This window comes from Alistipes sp. cv1, from assembly GCF_900240235.1.
Classification (GTDB): Bacteria; Bacteroidota; Bacteroidia; order Bacteroidales; family Rikenellaceae; genus Alistipes_A; species Alistipes_A hominis.
On the sequence record NZ_OEPW01000001.1, the window covers coordinates 535883 to 555319 of the forward strand.

Annotated in this window: 18 protein-coding genes; 12 read left to right on the forward strand and 6 right to left on the reverse strand. The window is 54.3% G+C overall.

From position 1 onward, the window contains the following. Nucleotides 1–97 precede the first annotated feature (97 nt). From C1A08_RS02225 to C1A08_RS02250, 6 genes are all read left to right on the forward strand, one after another. Nucleotides 98–1285, forward strand: a complete 1188-nt coding sequence (locus tag C1A08_RS02225; protein ID WP_101571099.1) for a hypothetical protein — start codon at nucleotides 98–100, stop codon at nucleotides 1283–1285. A 15-nt stretch (nucleotides 1286–1300) separates the two neighbouring features. Then, the gene (locus tag C1A08_RS02230) at nucleotides 1301–3259 is read left to right on the forward strand and encodes an SDR family NAD(P)-dependent oxidoreductase (protein WP_055205457.1); all 1959 of its coding nucleotides are present in this window, start codon (nucleotides 1301–1303) and stop codon (nucleotides 3257–3259) included. Between the two features lie 198 nt (nucleotides 3260–3457). Beyond that, nucleotides 3458–4732: a zinc-binding dehydrogenase gene (locus C1A08_RS02235; RefSeq protein ID WP_101571101.1), complete on the forward strand. Its 1275-nt coding sequence runs from the start codon at nucleotides 3458–3460 to the stop codon at nucleotides 4730–4732. A 166-nt stretch (nucleotides 4733–4898) separates the two neighbouring features. Then, complete coding sequence (locus C1A08_RS02240) at nucleotides 4899–6200, forward strand: class II aldolase/adducin family protein (protein WP_055205455.1); 1302 nt, start codon at nucleotides 4899–4901, stop codon at nucleotides 6198–6200. Between the two features lie 8 nt (nucleotides 6201–6208). After that, nucleotides 6209–6904: a lipoate--protein ligase family protein gene (locus C1A08_RS02245; protein WP_055205454.1), complete on the forward strand. Its 696-nt coding sequence runs from the start codon at nucleotides 6209–6211 to the stop codon at nucleotides 6902–6904. A gap of 134 nt (nucleotides 6905–7038) precedes the next feature. Beyond that, nucleotides 7039–7239, forward strand: a complete 201-nt coding sequence (locus C1A08_RS02250; RefSeq protein ID WP_081032628.1) for a cold-shock protein — start codon at nucleotides 7039–7041, stop codon at nucleotides 7237–7239. Between the two features lie 95 nt (nucleotides 7240–7334). Here C1A08_RS02250 and C1A08_RS02255 read toward each other — a convergent pair whose 3' ends face one another. After that, nucleotides 7335–7907 (reverse strand): hypothetical protein, encoded by a 573-nt coding sequence (locus tag C1A08_RS02255; RefSeq protein ID WP_055205452.1) that lies wholly within the window; start codon nucleotides 7905–7907, stop codon nucleotides 7335–7337. 328 nt (nucleotides 7908–8235) lie between these two features. Here C1A08_RS02255 and C1A08_RS02260 point away from each other — a divergent pair, with 328 nt between their 5' ends. The 4 genes from C1A08_RS02260 (at nucleotide 8236) to C1A08_RS02275 (ending at nucleotide 12783) form a co-directional block, all read left to right on the forward strand. Further along, nucleotides 8236–8613: an MmcQ/YjbR family DNA-binding protein gene (locus C1A08_RS02260; RefSeq protein ID WP_055205451.1), complete on the forward strand. Its 378-nt coding sequence runs from the start codon at nucleotides 8236–8238 to the stop codon at nucleotides 8611–8613. Beyond that, nucleotides 8610–11006, forward strand: coding sequence for an alpha-L-rhamnosidase-related protein (locus C1A08_RS02265; protein WP_101571106.1), 2397 nt, complete (start codon nucleotides 8610–8612; stop codon nucleotides 11004–11006). The genes C1A08_RS02260 and C1A08_RS02265 overlap by 4 nt, the downstream gene beginning before the upstream one ends. Before the next feature lie 8 nt (nucleotides 11007–11014). Further along, nucleotides 11015–11782: an SGNH/GDSL hydrolase family protein gene (locus tag C1A08_RS02270; protein ID WP_101571108.1), complete on the forward strand. Its 768-nt coding sequence runs from the start codon at nucleotides 11015–11017 to the stop codon at nucleotides 11780–11782. 134 nt (nucleotides 11783–11916) lie between these two features. After that, entirely contained in the window at nucleotides 11917–12783 is an 867-nt protein-coding gene (locus C1A08_RS02275; protein ID WP_055205448.1) for an EamA family transporter, read from the forward strand. Between the two features lie 72 nt (nucleotides 12784–12855). On the opposite strand, the gene glyA is transcribed toward C1A08_RS02275, so the two are convergent. Then, nucleotides 12856–14136, reverse strand: coding sequence for a serine hydroxymethyltransferase (gene glyA, locus C1A08_RS02280; protein ID WP_101571110.1), 1281 nt, complete (start codon nucleotides 14134–14136; stop codon nucleotides 12856–12858). 241 nt (nucleotides 14137–14377) lie between these two features. Here glyA and fabG point away from each other — a divergent pair, with 241 nt between their 5' ends. Further along, a complete protein-coding gene (fabG, locus tag C1A08_RS02285) occupies nucleotides 14378–15124 on the forward strand; it encodes a 3-oxoacyl-[acyl-carrier-protein] reductase (RefSeq protein WP_055205446.1) in 747 nt (248 codons plus the stop codon). Between the two features lie 144 nt (nucleotides 15125–15268). On the opposite strand, the gene C1A08_RS02290 is transcribed toward fabG, so the two are convergent. After that, nucleotides 15269–15622, reverse strand: coding sequence for a DUF805 domain-containing protein (locus C1A08_RS02290; protein ID WP_055205445.1), 354 nt, complete (start codon nucleotides 15620–15622; stop codon nucleotides 15269–15271). A 554-nt stretch (nucleotides 15623–16176) separates the two neighbouring features. Between C1A08_RS02290 and C1A08_RS02295 the strand changes: the two genes are divergently transcribed. Next, entirely contained in the window at nucleotides 16177–17415 is a 1239-nt protein-coding gene (locus C1A08_RS02295) for a 6-bladed beta-propeller (RefSeq protein WP_101571112.1), read from the forward strand. A 203-nt stretch (nucleotides 17416–17618) separates the two neighbouring features. Here C1A08_RS02295 and C1A08_RS02300 read toward each other — a convergent pair whose 3' ends face one another. From C1A08_RS02300 to C1A08_RS02310, 3 genes are read right to left on the reverse strand one after another with little or no spacing between them, the layout of a single operon-like run. Then, nucleotides 17619–18143 carry a chromate transporter gene (locus tag C1A08_RS02300; RefSeq protein WP_055205443.1) on the reverse strand — a complete coding sequence of 175 codons (525 nt, stop codon included), beginning with the start codon at nucleotides 18141–18143 and terminating at the stop codon, nucleotides 17619–17621. Beyond that, a complete protein-coding gene (locus C1A08_RS02305; RefSeq protein WP_306345968.1) occupies nucleotides 18140–18703 on the reverse strand; it encodes a chromate transporter in 564 nt (187 codons plus the stop codon). Before C1A08_RS02305 ends, C1A08_RS02300 begins: the two co-directional genes overlap by 4 nt. Before the next feature lie 11 nt (nucleotides 18704–18714). Continuing rightward, nucleotides 18715–19428 (reverse strand): 16S rRNA (uracil(1498)-N(3))-methyltransferase, encoded by a 714-nt coding sequence (locus C1A08_RS02310; RefSeq protein WP_101571113.1) that lies wholly within the window; start codon nucleotides 19426–19428, stop codon nucleotides 18715–18717. Between the last annotated feature and the right edge of the window lie 9 nt (nucleotides 19429–19437).

Consider the following 19437-nt stretch of genomic DNA (forward strand, 5'->3'; position numbering starts at 1 on the left):
CGATTTCCGAAAGGTCGCATAGATATCGAAGTCCGTGTGACCTTTCGTTCTTAACAAAACATGTCAAAACCTAATAAACGTAAAACTACCGACAATCATGGATGTGTCAAAAAAACATAAGCTCGAATGCGTCGACGTCAACGCACACCTGCACACGCCGTACTCGTTCAGCGCTTTCGATAAACTGACCGACGCGCTGGATCGCGCCGTCAACGAAAACGTGAAAGTGGTCGGCATCAACGACTTTTATTCGATGGACGGCTACAAAGAGTGGAACGACGGGTGTATTCAGCGCAAGCTGTTCCCGCTGTTCAACATCGAGTTCATCAGCCTGCAAGAAGAAGACCAAGCCGCCGGCATACGGGTGAACGACCCGAACAACCCGGGCCGCACCTACCTCAGCGGCAAAGGCCTCGCCTACCCGATCGACCTGCCCGAACCGTACGCCTCGCAACTGGCCAACGTCCGCGCCGAATCGAACGCGCAGGTAAAAACCATGTGCGGCAAGCTGAACGACGTGCTCGCATCGTACGACGCTCCGTTCAGGCTCGACTTCGACCTGATCAAGAAGACGCTGACCAAAGGTTCGATCCGCGAACGCCATCTGGCCAAAGCGCTGCGGATCGCCGCATACGCGCATTTTAACAACGACAAGGCCGCCATCGCTAAATTCTTCGAAACGATTTTCGGAGGCAAGGCGCTGAAATCGAATGTAGACGACCTCGCCGCCGTCGAGAACGAAATTCGCGGCAACCTGCTCAAAGCGGGCGGAGCGGCTTTCGTCCCGGAAGACCCGAAAGCATTCCTGCCGATGGACACGGTACGCAAGATCATCCTGGCCGCCGGGGGCATCCCGACCTACCCGTTCCTGGCGGACGATGCGAAGGGCGGATTCACCGACTTCGAACAGGACGTCGTGAAAACGGCCGAGATCCTACGCCAGCGCGGTATTTTCTCGGTAGAATTCATCACGACGCGCAACAGCGTCGAAGTGCTTGAGAAGTACGCCGGCTACCTGCACGACAACGGTTTCGTCGTAACGTTCGGCTCGGAACACAACACGCCCGCGATGGAACCGATCGAACTGTTCACCCGCGGCGGCGCGCCGCTGACCGAACGGCTCAAATTCATCAACTACTGCGGCGCCTGCGTCGTGGCCGCCCATCAGGACATCGTCCGCAGCGGTATGCAAGGCTACGTAGATAGTCGTGGAAAGGCCGATATCGACAAACGCGACGAATACGTCAAGCACGGCGACCGCGTTATCAAATCCATCATCCTTTAAACCCGTAAACCAATCATGAAAGAGATAGAAGAACTGATCGAGATATCCCGCAAATACGGCAAAGACAGCCGCTATGTCATCGCCGGCGGCGGAAACACTTCGTACAAAAATGCGGAAAAACTGTGGGTCAAAGCGAGCGGATGCGCGCTGGCCACCATTACCGAGGACGGCTTTGCGGTGCTCGACCGTAAAAAGCTGAACGTGATCTCGGAAAAAACGTACAGCAGCGACACGGCAGCCCGCGAGGAAGAGGTCAAAAACGACCTGGCGGCCGCCTGCATCACCAAAGATCGCCGTCCGTCGGTCGAGACGTCGATGCACAACGCGCTGGAAGCTAACTTCATCGTACACCTGCATCCGACGATGGTCAACGGCCTGATGTGCGGCCAAAACGCAGAGGCCGAAACGCAAAAGCTGTTCGGCGACGATGCGGTTTACATTCCGTACACCGACCCGGGTTACGTGCTCTTCAAAGAAGTCGAAAACCGGATCAACGCCTACAAAGCGAAATTCGGCAAGGAGCCCGCAATCCTGCTGCTGCAGAACCACGGCATCTTCGTCGGAGCGAATACGACCAAAGAGGTGGAAGCCATCTACGAAAAAGTGCTCGGAACGATCGAAAAGGCGGCCGGCGCGAAACTGCCCGAAGGAGACGTTCCGGTATGCGAATGCGCTCAGGAAGTGCTGCCCGCCATCCGGATGATGCTCAGCAAGCAGGGTCTCAAAACGCTGAAAGTACGCAATAACGAACTGACCAAACACTTCCTCTCTTCGGCGGCCGAGTACGCCAAGGTAGCCGCTCCGTTCTCGCCGGACGCGATCGTATATTGCAAATCGAAATACCTCTATTTCGACTGCGATAGCAAGGAAGCGCTGCTGGAAACGGCCGAAAAAGAGATCGAAGCGTATGTAAATAAGAACGGTTACACGCCGAAAGTGATCCTGATCAAAGGGATCGGCCTGGTAGCCGTCGGCGACAACGCCGCGGGCTGCGACATCATCCTCGACGTCTACGAAGACATGATGAAGATCGCCCTGATCGCGCAGGCATTCGGCGGCGAACACCCGATGACCCAGCGACAGATCGACTTCATCGACAACTGGGAAGTGGAAAACTACCGCCGCAAAGTAAGCGCCGGCGGAGCTTCGGGCCGCGTCGAGAACAAGACGATCATCGTCACCGGAGCCGCCCAGGGGTTCGGTGAAGGAATCGCCGCCTGTCTGATTAAAGAAGGGGCGAACATCGTGGTGGCCGACCTGAACGAAACGGTCGGTCTGGCGACCGCCGAGCGGCTCAGCGGCATGGCCAAAAGCAACCGCGCGATTTTCGTCAAGACGAACGTAGCCGATACGGCGAGCCTGCGCAACCTGATCCACGAAACGGTGTGCAACTTCGGCGGCCTGGACGTATTCGTCAGCAACGCGGGCGTTCTGCGCGCCGGCGGTCTCGAAGAGATGACGCCCGAAAACTTCGAATTCGTCACGAAAATCAACTACAACGCTTACTTCTACTGCGCTCAAGCCGCTTCGCGCGTGATGAAGCTGCAAAACAAATACGCGCCGGACAATTACGGCGACATCGTCCAAATCAACTCGAAATCGGGTCTGCGCGGTTCGAAGGCGAACTTCGCCTATGCCGGCGGCAAGTTCGGCGGAATCGGGCTGACGCAGTCGTTCGCGCTGGAACTGGCTCCGTTCCGGATCAAGGTGAACTCGGTATGTCCGGGCAACTTCTACGAAGGGCCGCTGTGGTCGAACCCCGAGAACGGACTGTTCCTGCAATACCTGCACGCAGGCAAAGTGCCGGGAGCGAAGACCGTCGAAGACGTCCGCAAGTTCTACATGGATCAGGTTCCGATGCGTAAGGGAACCGGCCCGGAAGACGTTACCAAAGCCGTGCTGTACCTGATCGAACAGACCTGCGAAACGGGGCAGGCCGTACCGGTCACCGGCGGTCAGGTGATGCTGAGCTAACGGAAGACGGAACACACCGACTATCGGGCCCGTACGAATACGGACGGTGCGGGCCCGACAGTTAACCGTTTCGTAACGCCTTTAACCTATATAAGTATGACAAAAATTCGCATGATATGAATTTAATGTATATCTTTGCAGAAAATTTAGATTTTTCATGTGAAACCTTGTCGTCGTGAACTTTTAAAACCAAAACACATGAAAACAAAAGCTGTAAGACTGTACGGCAAAAACGACCTCCGATTGGAGGAATTCGAACTGCCGAAGATCAAAGATAACGAAATACTCGCCAAAGTCGTATGCGACAGCATCTGCATGTCGTCGTACAAAGCCTCCCACGAGGCCGACATCCACAAACGCGTTCCGCGCGACATCGCGCAGCGTCCGGTCATTATCGGTCACGAATTCGCAGGGGAACTGGTCGAAGTGGGCAGCAAGTGGAGCAAACAATTCAAAGCCGGCGACAAATTCTCGATCCAACCCGCGCTGAATTACGAAAAAGGGCCGGTCGGCGTGTTGAGCGCTCCGGGCTATTCGTACCAATTCATCGGCGGCGACGCCACCTACGTGGTAATCCCGAACGAAGTGATGGAAAACGGTTGCCTGCTGCCGTATACCGGCGCCGGATATTACCCCGCTTCGCTGTCCGAACCGCTGTCGTGCGTGATCGGCGCGATGCATGCGAACTACCACATCACGCCCGGGTCGTACAAACACGCGATGGAGATCAAACAAGGCGGCAGCATGGCGGTACTCGCCGGCGTGGGCCCGATGGGGTTGGCCGCCATCAACTACGCCATCCACCGCACCGACCGCAAACCGAAGCTGATCGTGGTGACCGATATCGACCAGACGCGTCTGGATCGCGCCGCATCGCTCTATTCGCCCGCGGAAGCCGCTAAAAACGGCATCGAACTGAAATACGTCAACACCGGCAAAATGGCCGATCCGGCAGCGGAACTGAAAGCGCTGAACGGCGGCAAAGGCTACGACGACGTGTTCGTATTCGCTCCGGTCGCTCCGGTCGTGGAACAGGGAGACGCGATCCTCGGATTCGACGGTTGCCTGAACTTCTTCGCTGGCCCGGCCAAAACGGATTTCAAGGCGCAATTCAACTTCTACAACGTACACTACGCCTACACGCACGTCGTAGGCACCAGCGGCGGCAATACGGACGACATGAAGGAAGCCATCGAGATGATGGGCAAAGGACTCGATCCGGCCGGCCTGGTAACGCACGTAGGCGGTATCAACGCCGTGATCGAAACGACGTTGAACCTGCCGAGCATCCCCGGCGGAAAGAAATTGATATACACCCATATCGAAATGCCGCTGACCCCGATCGCAGAATTCGGGGAAAAAGGCAAATCGAATCCGGTTTACGCCGAACTGCACAAACTTTGCGAAAAGCACAAGGGTTTGTGGAATCCCGAAGCGGAGGCCTACCTGCTGGCTAACGCCGATAAACTGTAAGCGCGCACGAAACGCGCGTTACGGGAAACGTTAGCGTCAAACTGTAAAACAAAGCCCGGCGGCGGACGGAAGTTTTCCGCCGGGCTTACAAAAAAGGCAACACGATTAGGTTAGTTAGATAAACAACAGGTTTAGCATTCGAGCTAAAAAAACAATTAGTTAGGTTATGAAACAGTTAGACACTAAGTTGATGCACCCCGCCGACCAGATTACGGTCGTGATCGGTCGCATTTACCGGAGCGGAATGACGACCACCTCGGGCGGTAACATTTCGATCAAGGACGAAAACGGTGACATCTGGATCACGCCGGGCGCAGTGGACAAGGGTTCGCTGACCCCGAAAGACATCGTCTGCGTAAAAGCGGACGGTACGGTGATCGGACCGCACAAACCGTCCTCGGAATTCCCGTTCCACAAGGCGATTTACGAAATGCGTCCGAAGATGACCGCCGTGATCCACGCGCATCCGCCCGCACTCGTATCGTTCAGTATCACGCACCAGATTCCGAACACCAACATCATTCCCCAGGCAAAACGCGTCTGCGGAACGATCGGGTTCGCTCCTTACGACGTCCCGGGAAGTCAGGGGCTGGGCAAGAAAATCGCTACCGAATTCAAAAATCACCCCGACTATAAGGCCGTGATCATGGAGAACCACGGCGTGGTGCTCTGCGGCGAAGACCTGATGGACGCTTATCAGCGTTTCGAGACGCTCGAATTCTGCGCCCGCACGGTCATCAACGCGAAGACGCTCGGCGAGCCGACTTACCTGACCGACGAGCAGATCGACCAGCACGAACGTTCGCTGCCGACCGATTTCCCGCACTTCATGGGGGTCACCTACCCGTCCGACGAACGCGCGATCCGCAGCCTGATCGTCAAGATGGTGCGCCGCGCTTGCGACCAGGGATTGATGATCAGCACCTACGGTACCGTATCGGTACGCTGGAGAGGCAACGACTTCCTGATCACCCCTCCGGGCGTTCCGCGCTGGGACATCGAACCGAGCAACATCGTGCAGGTGAAAAACGGCATGGTGGAAGCGGGCAAGATCCCGAGCCGCTCGGTAGCGTTGCACCAGGAGATCTACCAGAACCATCCGGAGATCAACTCGATCATCATCACGCAGCCTCCTCACCTGATGGGTTTCTGCACTTCGGGCGTGAAGTTCAACGTACGGACGATCCCGGAAAGCTGGATCTTCCTGAAGGATACCCCGATCATTCCGTTCGGCGTTCAGTACGAGGACAGCAAGAAGATCTCGGAAGCGTTGAAGAGCGTACCCGCCGTACTGCTGGCCAACGACTCGGTGCTGATCACCGGCGACGGTCTGCTGCAAACGTTCGACCGGCTGGAAGTAGCCGAATTCAGCGCGAAATCGCTGATTATGGCCGCCCCGATCGGCGAACTGAAACCAATCACGGACAAGGAAGTGGAAGACTTGCGCGTGGCATTCCACGTAAAATAACACGCGGTATGCTGCTGCTTAGGAGCATATCCGACTCTCCGGCATTCAATTGCGCCCTGGAAGAGTATCTTTTGACAGAACGTCCCGCAGGGGACGTTCTGTTATTCTATATCAACCGGCCGTCGGTCATCGTCGGGCGCAACCAGCGCATCGAGGCGGAAGTAGACACCGGATATTGCTGCGAACACGGCATCGAGGTCGTCCGAAGGCTGTCCGGAGGCGGAACCGTCTTCCACGACTACGGGAACATCAACTACGCCTTTATTGCGGACAAAGGCTCCGTCCCGGTGCTCGACCGGGACTTCGGCGTTCCGATCGTCGCCGCGCTGCGGGCGAACGGAATCGAAGCCACGATAGGCGCGCGTAAAGAACTGCTGGCGGCCGGATACAAAATATCGGGCACCGCTTCGCACGTGACGCGCACCAGCCAACTCTTCCACGGCACGCTGCTGCACCGTACCGACCTGGAACGGCTGGACTACACGCTGCGCGGGGATCGCTCATTGCGAGGCAAAAGCGTAGCTTCGGTACCGAGTCCGGTGACCAACATCGCCTCGATCACCGGTACGGAAGAGACGACCGAAACGTTCCTTTCGAGATTAACAGACTTCCTGTCAGCCTACTACGACTGTGATCCGATCCGTCCGGTTCCGTCGCAAATCGTCGAAAAAGTCCGTAGGATCGCACAAGAGAAATACGGATAACGCACTCTGGGAGCGGTCATTCGGGGTTCCGGAAAAATAAAACGCAAAAAAATAAAAATAAAACGCGCATGCTATTGTTTTTCCGAACTTTTTGTTTTCCTTTGTGTTGATTTATTTCTTTAATTACATTTTTTATGAAAGGTACAGTAAAGTGGTTTGATTCGGCCAAAGGTTATGGCTTTATCACAACCGAAACAGGTAGCGACATCTTTGTTCACTACACCGGTATTAACAAAGAAGGTTTCCGCGGCCTGGAAGAAGGACAGCACGTCGAATTCGAAGTCAACGAAGGCAAGAAAGGCGAACAAGCTGTAAACGTTTCTGTAATAGGATAAGATTTTGTATTCATCAAAATACTGATTTTTTCTATTAAATCCACAAAAAAAGGACTGCTCACAGAGCAGTCCTTTTTTTACTTTTCGCCAAACGGCTATTTCTTTGCCGGAGCGGCCGGTTTCACGGCCGTCGAATCGGCGGCCGGAGCCGCCACCGAAGCGGCGCACTGTTGCATCGCGTCGGCCAGCTCGGTCGGTACGCCCGGCTGCACGAACAGAGCGACGGTAAACTGCTGCGGCGTCACGTACAGTTCTTTCACCTTTCCGGCCAGGCAAGTATAAAAGGCCTGGATCTGTTCGTCGGTCGCGCCTGCGGGCAGGATACCGGCCTGTTGCAACTCGGCCGCCGGAAACAGCAACGGCAGATTCTCGAAATTATCGCCGATCGAGAAACCGACGCAGGAGACCATCGCAGCGTTGAGCGTATCCTCCTTAGCCGTAAGCTGATCGTACTTGTTGTAATCGGGATAAGTGCCTTCGATCGTCGTCAGCACGCACTGTTCGAGGTTGCCGTAATTGGCGGCTTCCATGTGTCGGATCGCCGAACGATCGCGGTAATCGCGGAGGGTTTTGCGTACTTCTTCGCGTTCCTTGTCGGTCCACTTGCGGGACTGCGAACAGGACACGACGAATGCGACAACTGCCAGAAGAGTGATAATTTTTTTCATCGTTTTTTGAATTAGGTTATTAAATTTGTTCAACATCGAATCGTCTGATTACCGGACTGAACCGGATACACCGGCAGTATGCTGCAAAAATCGCACAGACAAATCGCCGTTGCCCGATCCGGTCGTCTCCCCCGTCGCGCCCATACCGCCGAACCCGGAAAACGAAACCGACCAGAATCGGAACAAATCGGAATAAAAGCCGTTGCAAAACCCTTTTTTATTGGTATATTTGCTTTCGGCAAGGTAACACGACCGGGTTCCTGCCCCGCGATCCGAACCCCACTATTCGACGGCAAAAAGAGCCGTCCTAACCAAAGACACGACCGAAATGGACATTTTCGAACTGCGAGAGTTTTGTCTCTCGCTGCCTGCGACCGAAGAAACCACTCCGTTCGACGAAACGACGCTCGTCTACAAAGTAGCCGGTAAAATGTTTCTGCTGACCGATATGACCGACAGCCGGTGGATTAACGTCAAGTGCGATCCCGACCGGGCCGTGGAACTACGGGAGACTTACGAAGAAGTCTCGCCCGGATGGCACATGAACAAACGCCACTGGAACACCGTCCGCACGGACGGCGACCTGCCGGCCGGTCTGATCAGGGAATGGATCCGCGACTCCTACCTGCTGGTCGTAAAAAGCTTGCCGAAAACAATACGCGACGAAATACGAAACGCTTACGTCGAAAATAACGAAAACCGATGAAAAAATTTTACCTGCCGATTTGCTTCGTCCTGTGCACGCTTGCCGCGCCGGTTGCGGCCCAGATCCATCTGGAGGGATACCGCCAGGCCGACATTGCGCCGCAATGGCTCGACGGACGCTGGACGGCTCAATGGATTTCCGTCCCCGGAGAACCTCAAAACGCTTACGGGATTTACCATTTCCGAAAAACGTTCGAACTTCCCGAGCAACCGGAACGGTTCGTCGTGCACGTCTCGGCCGACAACCGTTACAAGCTGTACGTCAACGGCGAGCTGGCTTCGGTCGGCCCGGCCCGCGGCGACGTATTCAACTGGAACTTCGAAACGGTCGATCTGGCCCGGTGGCTGAAACCCGGCAAAAATACGCTGGCAGCCGTCGTATGGAACTTCGCGGAAATGAAACCGGTCGCCCAGGTCAGTTTCAACCAGACCGGGTTGATCGTACAGGGCAACACAGCGGCCGAAGAGGCCGTCAATACGAACGACAGTTGGCTGTGCAGCCACAACGGCTCCTACAAACCGCACCAGGCGCGCGTCTACGGTTATTATGCCGCAGGACCGGGCGAGCAGGTCGACGCGGCCGCCTACCCCTGGGGCTGGGAAACGCCCGGATTCGACGACTCGGCATGGAACAAAGCGCAGGCCGGCATGACCGGCGGAGCCAAAGGAGCGCGCGACTATCCGGGACGCCTGCTGGTGCCTACGCCGATCCCGCCGATGGAAAACCGTACCGAGCGTTTCGCCGAAGTGCGGCGGAGCGACGGCGTGCGTATTCCGGAAGGATTTCCCGGCCGGGCCGCGACGGTGACCGTTCCGGCCCATACGACCGCCGAAATCCTGCTCGACAACGACTCGCTGACGACCGCCTACCTATCGCTGTTGTTTAGCGGTGGAAAAGGCTCGCAGATCACCGTCGCTTATGCCGAAGCGCTCTACCGCGATACGCAGACCTTTTTCAAAGACGACCGCAACGAAGTAAAAAACAAACAGTTCCTCGGCTACGAAGATATCGTTCGTCCGGACGGCGGTAACGGCCGGCTCTATACGACACTGTGGTGGCGTACATGGCGGTATGTCAAACTGACCGTCACGACGCAGGACGAACCGCTGGAACTGCAAGACATCTACGGGACATTCACCGCCTATCCGTTCGAAAGGGCATCGTCGTTCGCGGCGCCGGGACACGAGAAACTGTCGCGGATGCTGGATATCGGCTGGCGCACCGCCCGGCTGTGCGCCAACGAAACCTACATGGACTGTCCCTATTACGAGCAACTGCAATATTTCGGCGACACGCGGATCCAAGCGATGATCTCGCTGTATAACACGCGCGATCCGTACATGGTACGCAATGCGCTGGAGCAGGGCCGGCAGTCGATCGTGGCCGACGGAATCACGATGAGCCGCTATCCGTCGGGATTGCATCAGTTCATTTCGTCTTTCTCGCTTTACTGGATCTGCACCGGATACGACTACTGGCGTTACCGCGGCGACGAAGAGTACCTGAAAACGCTGTTGCCCGCTTTCCGCGGCGTGCTGTCGTGGTACGAAGGATTCCTGCGCGAAGATCATTCGCTGGGCTATATCCCGCACTGGTTCTTCGCCGACTGGGCGTCGAACTTCGACGGCGGGGAACCGATCCGCGAAAAAGAGGGAAATTCGGCGTTCCAGGATCTGCTGTTCGTCATGGGGCTCGATGCAATGGCCGAAATGGAACAGGCTTTCGGCATCCCGATGTACGGGGAGCGGTTCCGTAAAATGGCCGATGCGATCCGAGGAACGATCCGTCCGAAATACTGGGAAGAAAACAAAGGTCTGTTCGCCGACACGTACGACCGGCGCAACTACTCGCAACACGTCAACGTACTGGCCGTCCTGCTGGGCGCCGTAAGCGGGAACGAAGCGAAAGCCGTGATGGAGCGTACGCTGTCCGACACGACCCTGACGCAAGCCACGATCTATTTCCGGTACTATCTGAACCAGGCATTGCAAAAGGCCGGGCTCGGCGACCGGCTGCTCGACAACCTGAAAGTCTGGGACGACCAGATGGCGCTGGGACTGACTACGTGGGCCGAGCAACCCGAACCGTCGCGTTCGGACTGCCATGCCTGGGGAGCCAGCCCGAACATCGAATTTTTCCGGATCGTCCTCGGCATCGACAGCGACGGCCCCGGATTCTCGAAAGTCCGAATCGCACCGTCGCTCGGCGAACTGAAAGAAGCCTCCGGATCGATCCCGCATCCTCAGGGCGACGTCGCCGTCCGCTACCACGTCGGCAAACGCGGAGAACTGTTCGCCGAAATTTCGCTGCCCGATGCGGTCGAAGGCACTTTCGTCTGGAAGGGGGAAACCCGTCCGCTGCGGGGCGGCACGCAAACGATCAACATAAAATAAATCATAACATGAAAAAAAGAGGTTTATTCGTAATCGCATCGCTCATCCTGATGCTTATTTCCGCCACTTTGCAGGCAGGCGGACTAAAAATTCTGTTCATCGGGGATTCCATTACCGACGGCAACTGGGGCAGCGGAGACGGCAAGCCCTCTTCCGAACGCACTCTATGGGATATGAACCATATATACGGACACGGATTCATGTACCTGTGCGCTTCCCATTACCTGGGAGAATATCCGCAATACGAATATGAATTTTTCAACCGGGGAATCAGCGGAAACTCGCTGTACGATTTGGAAAAACGTTGGCAGGAAGACGTATTGGACATAAACCCCGACGTGCTGTCGATACTCGTCGGCATCAACGACATCAACCGGTACCTGCACGGCGACAGAACCTCGCCGTTCGATTTCGACGCTTGGGACAAAAAATATCGCGAACTGCTCGACCGGACGCGTCAGGAAAATCCGAATCTGAAAATCGTACTGGCCTCGCCGTTCGTCGCCCCCACGGGAAACATGAGCGAAAACAAAGATTTCGGGGAGTATGACAAAATCGTGGAGCGTTGCAGCGCGATCGTAGAAAAGATAGCACGAGATTACAAGGCCGTCTACCTGCCCTACCGACAGATGTTCAACGACCTCTTGCAGCGCGATCCCACATCGCAAAACACTTACTGGATCTGGGACGGCGTTCATCCGACGGCGGCGGGACACCAACGCATGGCCGATCTGTGGATCAGGCAGGTGGACAGGGAAAGAATCCTTCGCCCTTAACGATTCGGCTCATATAAGGGGTCCGGCTCCATCGAACCGGGAAAAAACCAGAAATAAAAACATTCGGATGGAGAATTTCTAAAAAACTCCTTCTCCCCGTCCGGTAAACAGCGATCCGTACAATCTTTGCGAACATGGCGTTAACCGCAATAGCCGTTCTGCTGCGTATTTTGTCGAACCCGTTGGCGAACGTTTTCCAGAAACAGCTCACCGAGCGCTCGGAGCCGCCGCTGAAGGTCAACTTCATCACATTCCTGCTGCTGAGCGCGGTCTGCATCGTTCCTGCCACCCGGATCGAGTGGGCGGCTTTGCCGAAGGAGTTCTGGGTCTGGTGCACGGTCGCCGGCATATTCGGCGCCACCGGAAACGGCTTTCTGGTAAAAGCGTTGCAAGGGGGCGACCTATCGGTGCTGGGACCGATCAATTCCTACAAATCGGTCGTCGGAATGATCGCCGGCATCCTGCTGCTGGGCGAAATTCCCGGATTATGGGGCGTTGCAGGCATCGCGCTAATCGTCGGAGGCAGCTATTTCGTACTGGACACGCTGAACGAAAAGTTTTCTCCGGCCATCCTGCGCAGAAAAGACATCCGGTACCGGATATGGGCCATGGTGCTGACGGCCGTCGAAGCGGTATTCATCAAAAAGGTCATCCTGTACGCTTCGGCCACGACCGCTTTTATCACCTGGTGCTGGTTCGGAGCCTTGTTTTCACTGGCGCTGGCACTACTGGCCGGACGTTCGCAATCGCCGCTGCGGATCCGGCGCAAAGATTTTTCGCGCTACGTCTGGCTGGTGCTCTGCATCGGCACGATGCAGTACACGACCAATTACGTATTCGACCGCATGAACGTGGGATACGCCCTGGCGCTTTTCCAACTCTCGACAATCGTCAGTATCCTACTCGGCTACAAAATATTCCGGGAGCAGGCCATCGGGCGTAAATTGCTCGGAGCCGTAATTATGATCGTCGGATCGGTATTGATTATCTTTTCGAAATGATCCGCAGGCAAAAAACAGGGAGGCAATCCGCACCGGACGCCTCCCTTTGTCATTCGTACGTTTTCCGCCGCTCTACCAGGCGAACAACGGATATTTCGCCATCAACGTATTGACCTCTTTCCGTACGGCAACGATATTCGACTCGTTGTCGATATCCGACAACACCCGGTCGATCAGTTCTACGATCGTTTCCATCTGGTCTTCTTTCAAACCGCGGGTCGTAATGGCCGGCGTCCCGACGCGGATACCCGAAGTCTGGAACGGCGAGCGGCTGTCGAACGGCACCATATTCTTGTTGGTCGTGATATCGGCTTTTACCAGCACCTTCTCGACCTGCTTTCCGGTCAGGTCGGGGAACTTGGTACGCAGATCAATCAGCATCAGGTGATTATCCGTACCGCCCGATACGATTTTGTAACCGCGCTTTACGAATGCGGCAGCCATCGCCTTCGCATTTTTCTGCACCTGCGCCTGATACTCCTTGTAAGAGGAATCGAGCGCTTCGCCGAAAGCGACCGCTTTGGCGGCGATCACATGTTCCAACGGCCCGCCCTGGATGCCGGGGAAAACGGCCGAGTTCAACATAGCGGACATCTTCTTGATCTCCCCTTTCGGAGTCTTGACTCCCCACGGATTCTCGAAATCCTTACCCATCAGGATCACACCGCCGCGCGGGCCGCGCAGAGTTTTGTGGGTGGTCGAAGTAACGATATGAGCGTATTTCACCGGATTGTCGAGCAGCCCGGCGGCAATCAGGCCCGCCGTATGCGCCATGTCGACCATCAGCAGCGCGCCCACTTTGTCGGCGATCTCGCGCATCCGCTTGTAATCCCACTCGCGGCTGTACGCCGACGCGCCGCCGATAATCATTTTCGGTTTGTGTTCGAGGGCGAGACGTTCCATCGCATCGTAATCGATCGTTCCGGTCTCTTCGCTCAGCTTGTAGCCGATCGCATTGTAAAGGATACCCGACGTGTTGACCGGCGAACCGTGCGACAAATGACCGCCGTGCGCCAGATCGAGCCCCATAAAAGTATCGCCCGGCTTGAGCACCGTCAGGAAAACGGCCATGTTCGCCTGCGCTCCCGAGTGCGGCTGCACGTTAGCGTATTCGGCGCCGTACAACTCGCACAGACGGTCGATGGCCAGTTGCTCCACCTGATCCACCACTTCGCAACCGCCGTAATAACGCGCCCCCGGATACCCTTCGGCATATTTGTTAGTCAACACGGAACCCATCGCCTGCATAACCTGCTCGCTTACAAAGTTCTCGGAAGCGATCAACTCGATACCGTGCAACTGCCGCTGCTTTTCGCTCTCGATCAATCCGAATAGTTTTTCATCCCTTACCATAAGATTTATCTTTAAAGTTTAATAGCCTTGAAGAACGCTCCAAAGGTAGTAAAAAAGAGCAATAAAACCCACCGAATCATCTCCGAACCAAAATAAATTATTACCTTTGTATGGCTTTCGACGGGGAAACGGGCATAGCTAAAAGGCTCTGCTTAAAGTTGCTCCCGGCAAAAAGCGAGAACCGTCCAGGCGGGATGCCGCCGAAAACGAACCATTTTGTTAGACACTAAAAAACAGACGAATGAAATTACTTGAAGGAAAAGTCGCTATCGTGACCGGAGCCGCCCGGGGAATCGGGAAGGCAATCGCCATGCGGTTTGCCGAAGAGGGCGCGTCGGTCGTCTTTACCGACCTGAAAGTGGACGAAAATTTCCAGAACACGGAAAAAGAGTTGCAGGCGCTCGGCGTCAAGGCCAAAGGATATGCCTCCAACGCCGCAGACTTCGAAGATACGGCCGGCGTGGTGGCTCAGATCGTGAAGGATTTCGGTCGCATCGACGTACTGGTCAATAACGCCGGGATCACCCGCGACGGCCTGATGATGCGCATGAGCGAACAGCAGTGGGATATGGTTATCAACGTGAACCTGAAATCCGCATTCAACTTCATCCATGCCGTAACGCCGGTGATGATGAAGCAGAAAAGCGGCAGCATCATCAACATGGCGTCGGTGGTGGGCGTTTCGGGCAATGCCGGACAGACCAACTACTCCGCTTCGAAAGCCGGCCTGATCGGTCTAGCCAAGTCGATCGCCAAAGAGCTGGGTCCCCGCGGCATCCGCGCCAACGCGATCGCGCCGGGTTTCATCATTACCGATATGACCAATGCGCTGTCGGACGAAGTAAAGGCCGAATGGGCCAAACAGATTCCGTTGCGTCGCGGCGGTACGCCCGAAGACGTGGCCAAGGTAGCCCTGTTCCTCGCATCCGACCTGTCGTCGTACGTCAGCGGACAGGTAATCCACGTTTGCGGAGCGATGAATACCTGATCCGTCGAAATATCGTAAGTCATGCAAACCCGGTACCGGACAGCGGTTACCGGGTTTATTTTACCGGGACGGCCCGATTATGCCGCAAAAAACCGGGGCGTCCCATTCGAACGCCCCGGCCTGTTTCTTCGGTTCCTCGACCCCTTATTCGGCGTCGGGCACTTTTCCGAACCGGTTGTCCGACGGCGTGCCGGGCTGGCAGTAAAGAACGATCAACCAGATGCTCCCCACCAGCGGAATCAAACTGATCAAAATCCAGTACCACTCCTTGTCGATATCCTGCAACCGCCTTACGGAGATAGCCAGGGACGGAATCAACAACGCCAAACTGTACAAACCGCTCAGGATCGCGTTCAGTCCGACGATACCGCCAATAATCCCGACGATCACGGCGGCGATCACATTGTACAAAACGAACATCCAGAACTGCCTGCGCGACGCCCTGCCCTTAAAATCAGCATACTGCAATTTCAGCACATCCAGAAAATACTTTTTCATAAACTTGTCATTTTATCGGGTAATACATGAATAACGAGGCAAAAGTAACACATTGCGGTATCGGAAGCAATCTTTTAATCGATTAATTTTTGTCGTTTCGGGGGGCGAAAAACAATCTTAAAGCGAAAAACGAAAACGGTTCATAACCTACATACGGATAAACAACTGGATATCGCCGTTTTACACATGCCCGATCCGAAAAACGGAAAAGATTTCCAACAGCTTCCTCCGGTATCTCCCGGATTTATGAACAGAGTCGAACAACTTATAAACAGGTTATACACTTTTTACAAACCGTATATCAGATAGCCTGCCGCGCCGGACAGCACGATCATCGCAAGTACCATCGGCCGCATTCCGAACATCGCGCTTTTGATATACAGATTGCTACAGGACGAGACAAAACAGACGATCTGGCAGGCAATCAAGATCTGAAAGCAATGGACATTTGATCCACAACCACAAATTTCTCATAAAAAAAACAAAAACAAGTTAAAGCACATGTATTTATATCTATTTTTGTATAAATTCTTAATTCAAAATTCTCAAAAGTCATGAGAATACGGGTTTGCATTGGAATATTATTTAGCTTCATCGGATGGCAAAGTTGTACGCCGGGACAAAATATCAAAATAAACAGCGACCGTTCAATCGTTATCTCCCGAGGGCAATGCAATATAGTCGAAGAAGTACACAGCGCCGCATTGATCGACCAGATCAAATATGTACCTTTGGAAACACATGAAAAATGCTTGCTGAAAGACATCCAAAAAATCAAATATCAGGATAGCACATTATTTATTTACGACGGACGGGCCATATACGCCTTCAGCAACGAAGGAAGATTCATAGCCCAAATCGGGGAACGAGGAAGATCCGGAAACGAATACAATACAATATCTGCGTTTTTTCTGAATCGGTACCGCAAAAGCATCATATTGATCGACGGATATACGCGTAAAGCGTTGGAGTACGATTATTCCGGAAATTTTAAAAGCAAAACACCAATCGATCCTATCTATAATTACATGGCCGATATCGAGATGGCTGACAGCACTTCCCTGCTATGCAACTTTTTTATAACCAATCCCTCGCTCGAAGACAATACGGCATTTCAATACGGCTTGGCCGATGCAGTCGGTTATCAGGTCAAGAATCTTTTTCTGCAAAGCAACCTGTCTATGAATACCGGACTGTTGACATTCTCCAACCATCCGATCACCCGCTGTAGTCACAACTTATCATTCATTCAATCTGTTTCGAACAAGATATACCAGATCGAAGGGGAACAAATAACAGAAATGTATTCGATAGAAATGATAGATCCGTTGCCGGACGAGCGTTTTTTGCAACAAAACAATCATAAAAACTACTTCGAATTGTTGCAGACCTTATTCGATAGCGGATACAGTTCGGGAGTTACCAACCTGTTCGAAACGCCGCAATACTTGTTAGTTACTTTCGGCAAAACAAAAGATTCTCCTTCGATTCAGGATTACACACTGATCTGGGACAAACAAAAAAAGCGGGGAACTTACTATTACCGGTATTTCGATGACAACCTATTGACGCTATCAACGTGCCTCAACCTGAATAGTCCGTCTACATGCTATTCGGAAAATACCTTTATCACGGCGATCTCCCCTTTGACATTCGGAACAAACATGCATGTTATTCTGGAAAAGAGCAACGATACGACCGTACGAAGAATAGCTCAAACAATAAAAGAAGACGACAATCCCGTCATCTCTTTTTTCACGTTAAAAAAAGAGATCGTTGACAATACGGATTAAAAAGTTCCGCTTTATCAAATAATTTTGCACCAAATTATCTTTTATTCCTGCATCGAAATTTTGCGAAGAAGTTGCATTCGATCGAATGCAACTTCTTCGTTTTTTCTATCCCGGACAAATATAAAACAAGTAACATTTATGGAAGACTCAAGGCATCGGAATCGGAGCCAAATAACGAATCAACGCATTACCAACCAACGACGCTATCCGTATATCAGATAGCCTGCCACGCCGGACAGCACGATCAGCCAGATCGGATCGACCTTTCGCAGCGTAGCCACGAACACTACGCCGAAGATCGCCCAGCTCGCCGCGTCCATGAACGTATCGGGCGTGAAAAGCACCGCGCCGGCCAGTCCGATCATCGCAAGAATCATCGGCCGCATTCCGAACATCGCGCTTTTGATATACAGGTTGTCCTGCAAAGCGAGGTAAAACCGCGTGATCACGATCATCAGCGTTATGGACGGCAGGCAGACCGCGAACGTAGCGAGGATCGCGCCCCAGATATTCCCCGTCACGACATAGCCGATGTAGGTCGCGCTGTTGATCGAGATCGGCCCCGGCGTCATCTGCGAAATGGCGATGATATCGGTCAGTTCGCTGTTCGAAATCCACTGGTGGCTGATCACCACCTCGTGCTGGATCAACGACAACATCGCATAACCGCCGCCGAAACCGAAAAAGCCGATCTTCAGATAGGATAAAAACAGTTGCAGGTAAATCATAATCCTTTCCCTTTCTTTTTGCGATAAACCCCGTACCCGATCCCGGCCAAGGCTCCCACCAGAATCAGGTAGACGGGAGAGAATCCCGCATACCATGTTACGCCGAGCGCCAGTGCGCCAAGACCCAGCCGCACCGGCCCGATCCCCCGGGACAGATTGAATACGGGGGCCAGCACCAGGGCGACGACCGCCGGCCGCATCCCTTTGAAAACGGCTTCGACCACCGGATCGTGCCGGAACTCCGCAAAAAACAATGCGATGACCAGAATAATGACGAACGAAGGAACCACTACGCCCAACACCGACCACACTCCCCCGCGGTACCCATCGACCTTATAACCGACGAAAACGGCGGTATTGAGCGCCAACGCTCCCGGCGAGGTTTGGGCCAATGTCAGCAGGTCGAGAAATTCCGTCCGTTCGACCCATCTCCGGCGGTCGACGACCTCCTTCTCGATCAGGGCCACCATCGCATATCCTCCGCCGAACGTAAAAATCCCTATCTTCAGGAAAGACCAGAACAAATCGAACGACTTACGCATCGTAAAAACGGTATTCATCAAATTTCAAATCATTTTTCATTCAGGAAAGCGACCGAATGCGTCGCTACGACGGCGGCCGTCTCGGTACGCAGCCGGCTGTTCCCCAGCGAAACCGGAACGAAACCGTTGCGGTACGCCAGGGCGATCTCCTCTTTCGAAAAGTCGCCTTCCGGGCCGATCAGCACCAGCACGTTCTCTCCGCGGCGAACGCAATCTCTCAGCAGGATCTTCCCCGCGTCGGCCTCGCAATGGGCGATTAGCTTTTTCCCGTCGAACGGTTGTCCGATCAACTCGCGAAACGGGGTCAGCTCGTCCACCTGCGGATGCCAGGCTTTCAACGACTGCTTGACGGCGCCGGTCACGACCCGTATCAACCGGTCGGTCTTGACCGTCCGCCGTTCGCAGTGATCGGTCAGCAGCGGCGTGATCCGGTCGATACCGATCTCGGTAGCCTTCTCGGCGAACCATTCCAACCGGTCCATGTTTTTGGTCGGCGCCACGGCTACTTGCAGAAAATAACCGCGCTTTTCGAAATTTTCGGTACGCTCGCCGAGAGACAACTCGCATCCGTGCGGCGAAACGGAAACGATCTCGGCACGGCAAAGCGTTCCCCGGCCATCGGTAATATGCACGAAGTCGCCGCTGCGCAAACGCAGCACCCGGGCGCAATGACGCGACTCTTCCCCGGAAAGCAGGTAGCGGCCGGTACTGAAATCGACGTCCGGAGCGTAAAATAATTGCATCGGCAGAGG